We start from the raw sequence: 13,380 nt of genomic DNA on the forward strand, positions 1-13,380 counted from the left end.
TGACGGTGACGAGCACACCCCGGTGTCAAAATGGCAAACAAGCCAGGCCGGGATATTTATCGACCCGGGAATCCTGGGGGCATCATCCCTTTCATGCCTCTCATCATTTTCGCCATCCCGCCCTTCTTCATCTTCTTCATCATGCGCTGCATGTCGTCGAACTGCTTCAGCAGGCGGTTAACGTCCTGCACCTGCATGCCGCAACCGGCGGCGATGCGGCGCTTGCGGGAACCTTTAATGATTTCCGGCTTAGCACGCTCTTTCAGCGTCATTGAGTTAATGATCGCCTCCATACGCACCAGCACTTTATCGTCCATCTGCGATTTAACGTTGTCCGGGATCTGCCCCATGCCCGGCAGCTTGCCCATCAGGCTTGCCATACCGCCCATGTTTTTCATCTGGCGCAGCTGCTCCAGGAAGTCGGTCAGATCGAAGCCGTCGCCTTTTTTCAGTTTGGTCGCCAGCTTTTCAGCCTGCGCGCGGTCAACTTTGCTTTCGATATCTTCGATCAGCGACAGCACGTCGCCCATGCCGAGAATACGGGACGCGATACGGTCCGGATGGAACGGCTCCAGCGCTTCGGTTTTCTCGCCGACGCCGAGGAACTTGATCGGCTTACCGGTAATATGACGAATGGAGAGCGCCGCACCGCCGCGGGCATCGCCGTCCACTTTGGTCAGCACCACGCCGGTCAGCGGCAGCGCTTCGTTGAAGGCTTTGGCGGTATTCGCCGCATCCTGACCGGTCATCGCATCGACGACAAACAGCGTTTCCACCGGCTTGATCGCGGCGTGAACCTGTTTGATTTCGTCCATCATCGCTTCGTCAACGTGCAGACGACCGGCGGTATCCACCAGCAGCACGTCGTAGAACTTCAGCTTCGCTTCTTTCAGCGCCGCATTAACGATTTCCAGCGGTTTCTGGGCAACGTCGGACGGGAAGAAATCGACGCCTACCTGCTGCGCCAGGGTTTCCAGCTGTTTGATCGCCGCCGGGCGATACACGTCCGCCGACACTACCAGTACTTTCTTTTTATGCTTCTCGCGCAGGAATTTACCCAGCTTACCGACGCTGGTGGTTTTACCCGCACCCTGTAAACCCGCCATCAGCACCACGGCTGGCGGCTGCGCGGCCAGGTTAAGCACCTGGTTTTCTTCACCCATCGCCGCAACCAGTTCGCCGCGTACGATTTTGATGAACTCCTGGCCCGGGGTCAGGCTTTTATTCACATCCTGGCCAACCGATTTTTCTTTAACCCGGTTGATGAAATCGCGCACAACCGGCAGGGCAACGTCCGCCTCGAGCAGCGCCATGCGCACTTCGCGGAGCGTTTCTTTGATGTTTTCTTCGGTGAGGCGTCCACGGCCACTGATGTTGCGCAACGTGCGCGACAAACGATCGGTTAAATTATCAAACATTGTCTCTCGCCTGAGTCAGAAACGTTGGCCGCATGAAGCGACACATACATACGATTTTGCCGCAGTATAACATGAAGCCTTCTTTCGCCATATTGCAGCGCGACATGTTATGCCAGCTCACCTCAGCTATCCGCTAAACGGCCCGATAAGCGCCGTTTAGCGGTGACTTCACTCCACTTTTCCAGCCAGACGGACCTTAATCTGCTTATAGTAATAGTCATTATTAATGATGTATTTACGCATCAACAGGGTAACCAACAGGTTAAAAATGGCCGGGATGATGGTCATCAATAGCGCAATGCCCATCAATGATTGTGCTGACTGAGTCTGTCCGGGTTGATAATCAAAGCTGCTCAGCATCAGTCCGACAAAGCCCCCTGCCAGCCCCATACCAAACTTCTGGAAGAATAAGATGCCGCCAAACGCGAGGCCGGAAACCCGCACACCGCTTTTAAGTTCACCGTAATCAACCGCTTCCGCAATCGCCGCCCAGTAGACCGGCAATTGCATATCGCCGAGCAGACTCAGTAAAAAATAAAAGACAAATGCCAGCCAGATGTCATCTTGTCCGACGACAAAATACATCGCGACACCGAAAGCAAAAGTCAGAAACTGGGTAATGCGAAACATCTTAATTTTATCGTAACGGTTAGTGATATAAGTGGCGAAAAAGATAGCAATGCCTGACGCCACGACGCCCATGGTCAGAAAGGACGCAATAAGATCTTCGCCACCATTAAGATAATATTTCGCATAATAGGCAGAAACGGAACTGCGGATAATGCCGCCGAACATAATAATGGCAATCGCAAGGCCAAGGATTAACCACTGGTCGTTTTTAAATAAATGGCTAATTTGCTGTTTAAAAATAAAGGGCTTTACCGGATGAACAATCCGCTCTTTCACCGTAGCAAAACAGAACAGACAAAGCAGCGTGGCGGCAACGGCCATCACCCCCATTGTCAGTTTATAGCCTCTTGCCAGGTCATTCCCCCCTAAATAAACGGCCAGAATGGGAACGGCACTGGCTACGACCAGCACCGCCGTTTTGTTCATCACAAACCGGAATCCGTTAGCGGTAAGTCGCTCCTGTGGATCGTCAGTAATCACACCGATGAGCGAAATATAAGGAATGGAGATCAGGGTATAGGCAAGCGTTAACAGAATATAAGTAAAGAATGCCCATGCCAGCTTTCCGGCGTAAGTATAATCCGGTGTAGAAAACATCATCCAGATCGTCAGACCAAACGGAATGGAGAAAAAGAGCAGATAGGGGCGATAACGCCCCCAGCGTGTTTTTGTTCTGTCGGTAATAATACCTACTAACGGATCGCTTATTGCGTCAACAAACCGCACGACAATAAGTAAAATGCCGACGTGGCTCGCCTTGAGTCCATAAACATCGGTATAAAAATAGGTGACGATCATGGCCATGGATCCCATCACCAGGCCAATAGCCGTATCGCCAGCGCCGTAGCCAACCTTTTCGCTGAAAGAGAGTTTCATATTATTATCTCGTCAATTTGTTGTGTCAGATCTATTTTTTAGTGATTTTCTGCCGTCGCAAAAAGTGCTCCAGGGCTTGCCGCAATTCGCGCGTCAACAGGCTGCATTGTCAGTGGCGGCGTGGGTAATTTTTGATACCAGTACAGGGTGGAGGAAAGAGGGTTGGCGTGACCATGCTGCAGGGTGACGAGAATACGTTTTTTAAAATGAATCGGATCGGTGAGATGGAAGCGATAGCGGGTCTGGATACCTGCAACATGAGAGTCGTGTAACGACGAGCCGCAAAATAAGCTTTCCCGATCCTGTATCCCCCACGCCTGACTGAAATAATCTTCCATTCCCGTCCCCTGGATCCTGCGCTCCAGCGGGGGATCATCATCAATAAATATCATCTCATCCCCTTCACCCCACTCTGTGCCCTGCCAGTGACGTACCGAGAGATTACAGCCGATATAATGTCCCTCACCTTCAATATCTAAAAGCCGGTAATGATACTCTGCACTGGTACAGGGAATATTCACTTCCGGGCTGTTGTCCTGCAATTCCGGTGCCCAGCCACGGCAGGGGTTTCCCCGCTTCCACCATGCATGGAAGTAAGCCACATCCGCCGGGTGTTTATCCGGATAACATTCAAAATCGATATTAAAGAACTGCCCGTAGGGAATATCGTTTTGATTTTCCACTTCAATAATCGCCCGTTCATTAAAAGGCATCGGCAGGTAACAGTTAAAGGCGGCGCTGCCGCCATTGCGATAACGCTCTTCCGGGCGGACGGTAACGGTAAAGGGCAGCGAATTGAAACCGGCGGAGATTGAATGACCGAGGCAAAAAAAATCGCCTAATGGCGCGATCACGGAGGGCTGCGTCTGATTATCCCAGTATATTTTTAACAGCACCTTGCGATAATAATCGGCATCATGTTCTTCCCAGCTAACCCCGAGAGCATTATTGATTTCGTTAATCGCCCCAACATATTGCCCGGCGACTGGATCAATTAACGCGGCGCCTTTAAGACGGCGACAAAACTGGGTCATCCAGATATGCGTAATGCACCCACTGCCCTGGATGTCCGCCAGCCGAATAGTTTCGCCAGGTGGAATGATCCAGTAATCCTGATTACGTCCACTTTGATCCCAACTGGATAACCTCCCGCTACGGGCGTTTCTTATCCGACAAATACCCTGCAAAAATCCTGACGTTTGCGCAGTCATAACTCACCTTTACTATATTTATCAAAAATAATAAAAGGCGTTAAAACGGATCAATCATCTTCCCGGACCACTCAACGCCTGGAGGAAAACCCATGCTAACTCGAGAGAGCAAATTAACCAGTCATTATATAGCTGGCAAATTGTTTCACGATGGAATGTGATTACACTCACCAAAAAAGGCTTATATTTAATCAGTGAATATATTTAAAGGCCATTACGGTATCCCTGGTGCCGCATGCAAAGTCTGATGCAACGGTTGGAGCCAGCGACACGTAACGTTATACTCCCTCTTCTGTCTTGCTTACTGTCGACACCACTATGCCCGTTTTTGCTCTGCTCGCTCTTGTCGCCTATTCCATCAGCCTGGCGCTGATTATTCCCGGTTTGCTGCAAAAAAACAGTGGATGGCGGCGCATGGCTATCGTCTCAGCCGTCGTTGCATTAGTCAGTCACGCCGTTGCGCTTGAAGCACGCATTTTTCCGGCGGGCGAAGGCGGCCAGAATTTAAGCCTGCTGAACGTCGGCTCGCTGGTCAGCCTGATGATTTGCACGGTAATGACCATTGTCGCCTCAAAGAATCGTGGCTGGTTGCTGCTGCCCATCGTCTACGCCTTTGCGCTGATCAATCTGGCATTTGCCATTTTCGTACCTAACGAATACATCACCCATCTGGAAACCACCCCCGGCATGATGGTGCATATCGGCCTGTCGCTGTTCTCCTACGCGACGCTGATCATTGCCGCCATGTACGCGCTGCAACTGGCGTGGATCGATTATCAACTGAAGAACAAACGCCTCGCCTTCAGCAGTGAAATGCCGCCGCTGATGAGTATTGAGCGTAAAATGTTCCATATCACGCAGATTGGCGTGGTGCTGCTGACCCTGACCCTGTGCACCGGGCTGTTCTATATGCACAACCTGTTCAGCATGGAAAATATTGATAAAGCCGTGCTGTCGATTATCGCCTGGTTCCTCTATATCGTGCTGCTGTGGGGCCATTATCATGAAGGCTGGCGCGGACGTCCGGTCGTCTGGTTTAACGTCGCGGGCGCAGGTCTGCTGACGCTGGCCTATTTCGGCAGCCGCGTGTTACAGCAGCTGGCAGGCTAACGAAACAAAGGATTTTCCCCTGGAACATATATCAACCACCACCCTCATCATCACGCTGATCATCATGGTGATCGTTTCGGCGTACTTCTCCGGCTCTGAAACCGGCATGATGACGCTGAACCGCTACCGCCTGCGCCACCTGGCGAAGCAAGGCAACCGCGCGGCTAAGCGCGTCGAAAAGCTGTTGCGTAAGCCAGACCGCCTAATCAGCCTGGTGCTGATCGGCAATAACCTCGTCAACATTCTTGCCTCTGCCATCGGCACCATCGTCGGTATGCGCCTGTACGGTAATGCCGGGGTCGCCATCGCCACCGGTGTCTTAACCTTCGTGGTGCTGGTGTTTGCAGAAGTACTGCCAAAGACCATCGCCGCGCTCTATCCGGAAAAAGTCGCCTTCCCGAGCAGTTTCCTGCTCGGCCCGCTGCAAATCATCATGATGCCGCTGGTGTGGCTGCTAAATATGGTGACGCGTCTGCTGATGCGGATGGTTGGCATTAAAGCGGATGTGGTGGTGAGCGGCGCGCTCAGCAAAGACGAACTGCGCACCATTGTGAACGAATCGCGCTCGCAAATTTCCCGCCGCAATCAGGATATGCTGCTGTCGGTGCTGGATCTGGAAAAAGTCAGCGTCAACGACATTATGGTGCCGCGCAATGAAATCGTCGGTATCGACATCAACGATGACTGGAAATCGATTGTGCGTCAGCTGACGCACTCCCCGCACGGTCGCATCGTGCTGTGGCGGGATTCGCCGGACAACGCCATCAGCATGCTGCGCGTGCGCGAAGCTTATCGTCTGATGACCGAGAAAAACGAGTTTACCAAAGAAGTAATGCTGCGTGCGGCGGATGAAATTTACTATATCCCCGAAGGGACGCCGCTGAGCATTCAGCTGGTGAAATTCCAGCGCAATAAAAAGAAAGTCGGCCTGGTGGTCAATGAGTATGGCGATATTCAGGGTCTGCTGACCGTGGAAGACATTCTGGAAGAGATCGTCGGCGACTTCACCACTTCCATGTCACCGACGCTGGCAGAAGAAGTGACGCCGCAGAACGACGGCTCGGTGATCATCGACGGCACCGCCAACGTGCGTGAAATCAACAAAGCGTTTAACTGGCACTTACCGGAAGAAGAAGCGCGTACCGTCAACGGCATGCTGCTGGAAGCGCTGGAAGAGATCCCGGCCACCGGCACGCGGGTGCGGATCGGGCAGTATGATATTGATATTCTGGATGTGCAGGAAAATATGATTAAGCAGGTGCAGGTGATCCCGGTGAAACCGCTGCGGGACAGCGTCGGGGAATAAACTGGCCGGGTGAGGCGTTAGCCGCCACCCGGCACTAAAACCCCCGCTTAAGCTTTCGCTTTAGCGACGGTAACCATCGCCGCGCGCAGCGTACGACCGTTCAGCGTATAGCCTTTTTGCATCACGCCCAGCACGTTACCGGCAGCCACCTCATCGGATTCCACCATGGCAATGGCCTGATGCACGTTGGGATCCAGCGGCACGTTAGTATCCGCCACGACGCCCACACCGAATTTACCCACCACATCCAGCATCGATTTCATGGTCAGCTCAATACCTTCGACCATCGGCGCCAGATCCGGGTTGGATTTATCGGCTACCTCAAGGGCACGATCCAGGCTGTCAACCACCGGCAGCAGTTCGTTGATAAACTTCTCCAGCGCAAATTTATGCGCCTTCTCAACGTCCAGCTCAGTACGGCGGCGCAGGTTTTCCATTTCCGCTTTGATACGCAGCACGCTCTCGCGCTCGCGATTTTGCGCTTCGGCTAATTGCGCTTCGAGGTTCGCAATCTGTTCATCGCGCGGATCCACCTGCTCAACAGAAGCGTCTGACTCTGTCGCCTCGACCTCTTCGTGCTGTTCCGTGATAATTTCTTCCGGGGCTTGCCCCTCAGGCGTTTTCTGTTCTTTACTGCTCATGAATTTCTCCGCGTTTTTTTGCATTCATCTCGCTAACTTCGCTTATTATGGGGATATGTTTCCGGGTTTCAAGGGAAGCAGCGAGATTGTCATCATCATCCGGCACAAGGATCTCCAGAATATGAATAATCATTTCAAGTGTATTGGTATTGTGGGACATCCCCGCCACCCTACCGCCCTGACCACACATGAAATGCTCTATCGCTGGCTGTGCGGTAATGGCTACGATGTCATTGTAGAGCAACAGATTGCCCAGGAACTTCGTCTCAAAAATGTGAAGACGGGCACACTTGCCGAAATTGGTCAGCAGGCGGATCTGGCGGTGGTGGTAGGCGGCGACGGCAATATGCTGGGAGCGGCGCGTACGCTGGCCCGCTATGACATCAGCGTCATCGGCATCAACCGTGGCAACCTGGGTTTCTTAACCGATCTCGATCCGGACAATGCTCAGCAGCAGCTGGCTGACGTATTAGAAGGCCATTACATCGCGGAAAAACGTTTTTTGCTGGAAGCGCAGGTCTGTCAGCAGGACTGCCAGAAGCGCATCAGCACCGCCATTAACGAAGTGGTGCTGCACCCTGGCAAAGTGGCGCACATGATTGAATTTGAAGTCTACATCGACGAAGTGTTTGCCTTTTCACAGCGCTCGGACGGCCTGATCATTTCCACGCCCACCGGCTCGACCGCCTACTCGCTCTCGGCGGGCGGCCCCATTCTGACGCCGCAGCTGGACGCCATTACGCTGGTGCCGATGTTCCCGCATACGCTCTCGGCCAGGCCGCTGGTGATCAACAGCAGCAGCACCATTCGCCTGCGCTTCTCGCACCGCCGCAGCGATCTGGAAATAAGCTGCGACAGCCAGATCGCTCTGCCGATTCAGGAGGGTGAGGACGTGCTGATCCGCCGCTGTGACTATCACCTGAATCTGATCCATCCGAAAGATTATAACTATTTCAATACATTAAGTTCCAAGCTCGGGTGGTCAAAAAAATTGTTTTAATTTCAGCGCCAGGGCTTTACTGGATATAAAACCAGTTTATACTGTACGAAAACACAGTTATGGTTTTTCATACAGGAAAGCAGCTATGTTGGCACAACTGACCATCAGCAACTTTGCAATCGTACGTGAGCTTGAAATTGATTTTCACAGCGGGATGACCGCCATCACCGGGGAAACCGGTGCCGGTAAGTCTATTGCTATTGATGCGCTCGGTCTGTGCCTCGGCGGTCGCGCCGACGCTGACATGGTGCGCACCGACGCCTCGCGCGCCGATCTCTGCGCCCGCTTCTCCCTTAAAGACACTCCTGCCGCGCTGCGCTGGCTCGAAGCTAATCAGCTTGAAGACGGACGTGAGTGTTTACTTCGTCGCGTGATCAGCAGCGATGGACGTTCCCGTGGCTTTATTAACGGTACGGCCGTTCCCCTCTCGCAACTGCGCGAGCTGGGACAACTGCTCATCCAGATCCATGGCCAGCACGCCCATCAGCAGTTAATCAAACCTGAACATCAGAAATCCCTGCTCGATGGCTATGCCGGTGAGTCGGTGCTGATGCAGCAGATGGCGGAACATTACCGTCAGTGGAATCTGAGCTGCCGCGAACTGGCGCAGCATCAGCAGCTCAGCCAGGAGCGCAGCGCGCGCGCTGAACTGCTGCACTATCAGTTGAAAGAGCTGAATGAATTTAACCCGCAGACGGGCGAATTCGAGCAGATCGACGAAGAGTACAAACGTCTGGCTAACAGCGGTCAGTTGCTCAGCACCAGCCAGAGTGCGCTTAACCTGCTGGCGGACGATGATGACGCCAACCTGCAAAGCCAGCTGTATACCGCGCGCCAGCTGGTGACAGAGCTGGCGGGTATGGACACGAAACTTTCTGGCGTACTCGATATGCTGGAAGAGGCTGCCATTCAGATCAGCGAAGCCAGCGAAGAGCTGCGTCATTACTGCGATCGCCTCGATCTCGATCCAAACCGTCTTTTTGAGCTGGAACAGCGCATCGCGAAGTATATTTCGCTGGCGCGTAAGCATCACATCAGCCCGGAAGAGCTGTCACAGTTCCATCAGAATCTGCTGGACGAACAGCAACTGCTGGACGATCAGGCCGACTCGCAGGAAACCCTGTCGCTGGCGGTGCAAAAACACCATCAACAGGCGCTGGCTACCGCGCAGCAACTGCATGCCGAACGCGTGAAGTATGCGCAGGAGCTGGGTGGGTTAATCACTGAAAGTATGCACTCACTTTCGATGCCGCACGGCGTGTTTAACATCGACGTCAGTTTCGATGACCGTCATTTAACCCAGGAAGGCGCGGATCGTATTGAGTTCCGGGTGACCACTAACCCGGGTCAGCCGTTGCAGCCGATTTCAAAAGTGGCCTCCGGTGGTGAGCTTTCGCGTATCGCGCTGGCCATCCAGGTGATCACCGCCCGTAAAATGGAAACCCCGGCGCTGATTTTCGATGAAGTGGATGTGGGGATCAGCGGCCCGACCGCGGCGGTGGTTGGCAAACTGCTGCGCCAGCTGGGCGAATCCACGCAGGTAATGTGCGTCACCCACCTGCCGCAGGTGGCGGGTTGCGGGCATCACCACTTCTATGTCAGTAAAGAGACGGACGGCGCCATGACCGAAACGCACATGCAGCCGCTGGACAAACGCGCCCGTCTGCAGGAGCTGGCGCGTCTGCTGGGTGGCAGCGAAGTTACCCGTAATACGCTGGCAAACGCCAAAGAGCTGCTGGCGGCCTAAACTTTTTCAGCAATTCAGAGTCATAGTGAAACATTAAATCGCCGTAAGACCGGATACTGCTACACATACACCTTCAGGCAGCCAACGATGAGGCAGCCTGAAGGATGAAGTGTATACACAAAAGCATTCAGGTTGCATCAAGGCGGCAAGCGAACGAATCCCCGGGAGCATAGTTCACTATGTGACTGGGGTGAGTGAACGCAGCCAACGACGAGGCAGCCTGAAGGATGAAGTGTAATTACACAAAAGCATTCAGGTTGCATCAAGGCGGCAAGCGAACGAATCCCCGGGAGCATAGTTCACTATGTGACTGGGGTGAGTGAACGCAGCCAACGACGAGGCAGCCTGAAGGATGAAGTGTATAAAGGTTTTAATGTGACTAAAGGTCTATTATCATCGGCATATTACCAATGAGCCGCGTACTGCTCTGGCCCGAAAAGGAATGAAATCACTATGCGCTGTAAAACGCTGACTGCTGCCGCAGCGGTTCTTCTGATGTTGACCGCAGGTTGTTCCACTCTGGAGCGAGTGGTGTACCGTCCTGATATTAATCAGGGCAACTACCTGGCACCTAACGACGTATCAAAAATCCGTATCGGTATGACGCAACAACAGGTTGCTTACGCGCTCGGCACGCCGATGGTGACCGATCCGTTCGGTACTAACACCTGGTTCTACGTCTTCCGTCAGCAACCCGGCCATGAAGATGTGACGCAGCAGACCCTGACGCTGACCTTTAACAGCAACGGCGTTCTGACCAACATCGATAACAAGCCTGCCCTGACTTCGCAGTAAGGGTACAGAAAAACAAAAAGGTGCTCATGAGCACCTTTTTTTATGGCCTGCGAAACCCTTACTTCTCTTTGTCCGCGCTTTTTTCTGCCCGCTTGCGACGCAGCTCTTTCGGATCGGCGATCAGCGGGCGGTAAATCTCAACGCGATCGCCATCGTGCAGCTCGTCGGCCAGCTTCACCGGGCGGCTGAAAATACCGACTTTGTTTCCGGTCAGCGAAATATCCGGCCGCAGTTCCAGCAGCCCGGAGGCGCGGATTGCCTCTTCAACGGTTGCGCCCTCGTTCAGCGTAACCCGTTGCAGATACTGCTTTTCCGGCAGCGCATAGGCCACTTCTACCACCATCTTACCCGGCACTGTAAACCTCTTTGGCGCGATGGGTAAAGGCCTGCACCATGTTCATCGCCAGCTCTTTAAAGATGCGGCCAAACGCCAGTTCAATGAGTTTATTGGTGAATTCAAAATCAAGCTGAAACTCGACGCGGCAGGCCTCGGGGCTGAGCGGGGTAAACTTCCAGCCGCCCATCAGCTTTTTGAAAGGGCCATCGACCAGGTGCATCAAAATGCTTTGATTGCTGGTCAATGTATTGCGTGTGGTAAACGTTTTACTGATGCCCGCTTTCGAAACATCCACGGCGGCGGTCATCTGCGTCGGACCGGACTCCAGCACGCGGCTACCGGTGCAGCCGGGCAAGAACTCCGGATAGGACTTCACGTCGTTTACTAACTGATACATCTGTTCTGCGCTGTAAGGCACTAACGCAGATCGGCTAATCTGAGGCATAGCGTTTTCCTGGGATCTACACCCTATAAATAATAACATCTCCCTCCCAGGAAAGGAAAACGCTTAGCCGCAACTCGTGCTAATATAACGCGTTACACCTCGCAGGACGGAATGGGGTGTTTTTATAACATCAGATTACCTATACTGAGCGGCATTATGACCAAGAAAAAAGCACACAAACCTGGCTCAGCCACCATCGCGCTCAACAAGCGCGCCCGCCATGAATATTTTATCGAAGATGAATTTGAAGCGGGTCTGGCCCTGCAGGGCTGGGAAGTTAAATCGCTGCGCGCCGGCAAAGCCAATATCAGCGACAGCTATGTCATCCTGATCGATGGCGAAGCTTTCCTGTTTGGCGCCAACTTTACGCCGATGGCCGTCGCCTCCACCCATGTGGTCTGCGATCCCACCCGTACCCGTAAACTGCTGCTGAACCAGCGCGAGCTGGATACGCTGTATGGCCGCATCAACCGCGATGGTTATACGGTGGTGGCGCTGTCACTTTACTGGAAGAACGCCTGGTGCAAAGTGAAAATCGGCGTGGCGAAAGGTAAGAAGCAGCACGACAAGCGTAACGATGTGAAAGATAAAGAGTGGGCGGTGGATAAAGCCCGCATTATGAAACACGCGGGCCGTTAAATCCGTGCGTCTCCCCTCACCCCGGCCCTGATTTGCCGGGAGGGGGGCGAAATTACCGCTCCCGCAATGCCTCGTTGACCTTGTTCAGCGGCTTGATCAGATAATCCATTACCGTTTTCTGTCCGGTCTTGATCTCCACGTTCGCCACCATACCCGGTAAAATCGGGAAGCTTTTGCCGCTCTTGTTATGCAGCTCGGCTTTTGAGGTGCGCACATACACCCGGTAATAAAACTGATCCCGCTTCACCTCATCCTGCAACGTATCCGGCGATACCACTTCCACCTTGCCGCTTAAATCCCCGTAAATTGACGAATCATAGGCCGTCACCTTTACGGTAGCCGGTAAGCCCGGACGGATATAGGCAATATCCCGCGGATTGATGCGCGTCTCAACTAACAGCTGATCTTCTAACGGCACGATCTCCATCAGCTTGCCGCCCGGTTGCAGCACGCCGCCGACGGTGGTCACCTGAATGTCTTTCACGATGCCGCGCACCGGCGAAAACAGCGAGGCGCGATCCACCTGGTCCGCTTTACCGGACATTACCTGGATCTGCGCGTCCAGATCGGCATTGTTTTTCACCTGCTCCTCGCGGGCGCGCACCGCAAACTGGTTACGGGCATCGTCGATTTTGCCCTGCAACTCGGCGGCCTGCCGTTGCAGGCGGATCACCTCCACCTGGCTCGCCGCCCCTTTGGCCACCAGCGGCTGCGTCAGACGCAGCTCCGACATCACCAGCTGATAGGTTTTTTGCAGATTCGCTACCGTCTCATTGAGGTTTCGCCGCCGCGACTCATACAGCTGCCGCTCACGGGCCACCAGGTCCGGCTCGCGCATTGACTCGGCGCTAAAGCGCAGCGGCTCGCCGGTCAGTTCGGAACGCAGACGCTCGCTGGAGGCGCGCAGCGTGCGCACCCGTGACGCCGCCTCGCCGTAGTTCGACTGAAAACGGGTAGGATCGAGGCGCGCCAGCAGCTGCCCGCGTTCGACAATATCCCCCTCTTTCACCAGCAGGCCGCTGACAATGCCGCCGTCGAGGCTGTCGATCACCTGCGCGTGGCTGGAGGGGGTGATCTTGCCGGTGCCGACCGTCACTTCATCCAGCACCGCCCACCAGGCCCAGACGACAAAAAACAGCAGACCGATCAGCGTCAGCCAGATCACCGAGGAGTAAAAGCGGCCCTGGCGCGCCAGATCGTCCTGCATACTTAATTGACTCATGGC

General features: G+C 53.9%; 13 protein-coding genes. 6 read left to right on the top strand and 7 right to left on the bottom strand.

What is annotated here, in order from left to right; translation table 11 throughout:
- Positions 1 to 56: 56 nt before the first annotated feature.
- From ffh to BMF08_RS20890, 3 genes are all read right to left on the bottom strand, one after another.
- Positions 57 to 1,418 carry a signal recognition particle protein gene (gene ffh, locus BMF08_RS20880; RefSeq protein ID WP_072571532.1) on the bottom strand — a complete coding sequence of 454 codons (1,362 nt, stop codon included), beginning with the start codon at positions 1,416 to 1,418 and terminating at the stop codon, positions 57 to 59.
- Between the two features lie 168 nt (positions 1,419 to 1,586).
- Positions 1,587 to 2,924 carry an MFS transporter gene (locus tag BMF08_RS20885; protein ID WP_072571533.1) on the bottom strand — a complete coding sequence of 446 codons (1,338 nt, stop codon included), beginning with the start codon at positions 2,922 to 2,924 and terminating at the stop codon, positions 1,587 to 1,589.
- A gap of 38 nt (positions 2,925 to 2,962) precedes the next feature.
- Entirely contained in the window at positions 2,963 to 4,135 is a 1,173-nt protein-coding gene (locus BMF08_RS20890) for a glycoside hydrolase family 172 protein (RefSeq protein WP_083580998.1), read from the bottom strand.
- Between the two features lie 318 nt (positions 4,136 to 4,453).
- On the opposite strand from BMF08_RS20890, the gene BMF08_RS20895 reads away from it, so the two are divergent.
- Both BMF08_RS20895 and BMF08_RS20900 read left to right on the top strand, forming a co-directional pair.
- A complete protein-coding gene (locus BMF08_RS20895) occupies positions 4,454 to 5,245 on the top strand; it encodes a cytochrome C assembly family protein (protein WP_072571535.1) in 792 nt (263 codons plus the stop codon).
- A 19-nt stretch (positions 5,246 to 5,264) separates the two neighbouring features.
- Positions 5,265 to 6,551 (top strand): HlyC/CorC family transporter, encoded by a 1,287-nt coding sequence (locus BMF08_RS20900; protein WP_072571536.1) that lies wholly within the window; start codon positions 5,265 to 5,267, stop codon positions 6,549 to 6,551.
- Positions 6,552 to 6,598: 47 nt separating this feature from the next.
- Here BMF08_RS20900 and grpE read toward each other — a convergent pair whose 3' ends face one another.
- Positions 6,599 to 7,192 (bottom strand): nucleotide exchange factor GrpE, encoded by a 594-nt coding sequence (gene grpE / locus BMF08_RS20905; protein ID WP_158684906.1) that lies wholly within the window; start codon positions 7,190 to 7,192, stop codon positions 6,599 to 6,601.
- 121 nt (positions 7,193 to 7,313) lie between these two features.
- Between grpE and nadK the strand changes: the two genes are divergently transcribed.
- The 3 genes from nadK to bamE all read left to right on the top strand — a co-directional run bounded on the left by nadK (position 7,314) and on the right by bamE (position 10,734).
- Positions 7,314 to 8,192 (top strand): NAD(+) kinase, encoded by an 879-nt coding sequence (nadK, locus tag BMF08_RS20915; protein WP_072571539.1) that lies wholly within the window; start codon positions 7,314 to 7,316, stop codon positions 8,190 to 8,192.
- Between the two features lie 85 nt (positions 8,193 to 8,277).
- The gene (recN, locus tag BMF08_RS20920) at positions 8,278 to 9,939 is read left to right on the top strand and encodes a DNA repair protein RecN (protein ID WP_072571540.1); all 1,662 of its coding nucleotides are present in this window, start codon (positions 8,278 to 8,280) and stop codon (positions 9,937 to 9,939) included.
- Positions 9,940 to 10,392: 453 nt separating this feature from the next.
- Positions 10,393 to 10,734 carry an outer membrane protein assembly factor BamE gene (bamE, locus tag BMF08_RS20925; protein WP_072571541.1) on the top strand — a complete coding sequence of 114 codons (342 nt, stop codon included), beginning with the start codon at positions 10,393 to 10,395 and terminating at the stop codon, positions 10,732 to 10,734.
- Positions 10,735 to 10,792: 58 nt separating this feature from the next.
- On the opposite strand, the gene BMF08_RS20930 is transcribed toward bamE, so the two are convergent.
- Complete coding sequence (locus tag BMF08_RS20930; RefSeq protein ID WP_072571542.1) at positions 10,793 to 11,089, bottom strand: RnfH family protein; 297 nt, start codon at positions 11,087 to 11,089, stop codon at positions 10,793 to 10,795.
- A complete protein-coding gene (locus BMF08_RS20935) occupies positions 11,079 to 11,516 on the bottom strand; it encodes a type II toxin-antitoxin system RatA family toxin (RefSeq protein ID WP_199775938.1) in 438 nt (145 codons plus the stop codon). Before BMF08_RS20935 ends, BMF08_RS20930 begins: the two co-directional genes overlap by 11 nt.
- 156 nt (positions 11,517 to 11,672) lie before the next feature.
- On the opposite strand from BMF08_RS20935, the gene smpB reads away from it, so the two are divergent.
- A complete protein-coding gene (smpB, locus tag BMF08_RS20940; RefSeq protein WP_072571551.1) occupies positions 11,673 to 12,155 on the top strand; it encodes an SsrA-binding protein SmpB in 483 nt (160 codons plus the stop codon).
- 52 nt (positions 12,156 to 12,207) lie between these two features.
- Here the strand turns inward: smpB and BMF08_RS20945 are convergent, their stop codons facing one another.
- Positions 12,208 to 13,377 carry an HlyD family efflux transporter periplasmic adaptor subunit gene (locus BMF08_RS20945; protein WP_072571544.1) on the bottom strand — a complete coding sequence of 390 codons (1,170 nt, stop codon included), beginning with the start codon at positions 13,375 to 13,377 and terminating at the stop codon, positions 12,208 to 12,210.
- Positions 13,378 to 13,380 lie beyond the last annotated feature (3 nt).

Source organism: Enterobacter sp. SA187 (assembly GCF_001888805.2).
GTDB lineage: Bacteria > Pseudomonadota > Gammaproteobacteria > Enterobacterales > Enterobacteriaceae > Enterobacter_D.

Bases quoted from the DNA above. Each gene is read 5' to 3' on its own strand.
- ffh (WP_072571532.1), bottom strand. From the start codon at position 1,418: ATGTTTGATAATTTAACCGATCGTTTGTCGCGCACGTTGCGCAACATC.
- BMF08_RS20885 (WP_072571533.1), bottom strand. From the start codon at position 2,924: ATGAAACTCTCTTTCAGCGAAAAGGTTGGCTACGGCGCTGGCGATACG.
- BMF08_RS20890 (WP_083580998.1), bottom strand. From the start codon at position 4,135: ATGACTGCGCAAACGTCAGGATTTTTGCAGGGTATTTGTCGGATAAGA.
- BMF08_RS20895 (WP_072571535.1), top strand. From the start codon at position 4,454: ATGCCCGTTTTTGCTCTGCTCGCTCTTGTCGCCTATTCCATCAGCCTG.
- grpE (WP_158684906.1), bottom strand. From the start codon at position 7,192: ATGAGCAGTAAAGAACAGAAAACGCCTGAGGGGCAAGCCCCGGAAGAA.
- nadK (WP_072571539.1), top strand. From the start codon at position 7,314: ATGAATAATCATTTCAAGTGTATTGGTATTGTGGGACATCCCCGCCAC.
- recN (WP_072571540.1), top strand. From the start codon at position 8,278: ATGTTGGCACAACTGACCATCAGCAACTTTGCAATCGTACGTGAGCTT.
- bamE (WP_072571541.1), top strand. From the start codon at position 10,393: ATGCGCTGTAAAACGCTGACTGCTGCCGCAGCGGTTCTTCTGATGTTG.
- BMF08_RS20935 (WP_199775938.1), bottom strand. From the start codon at position 11,516: ATGCCTCAGATTAGCCGATCTGCGTTAGTGCCTTACAGCGCAGAACAG.
- smpB (WP_072571551.1), top strand. From the start codon at position 11,673: ATGACCAAGAAAAAAGCACACAAACCTGGCTCAGCCACCATCGCGCTC.
- BMF08_RS20945 (WP_072571544.1), bottom strand. From the start codon at position 13,377: ATGAGTCAATTAAGTATGCAGGACGATCTGGCGCGCCAGGGCCGCTTT.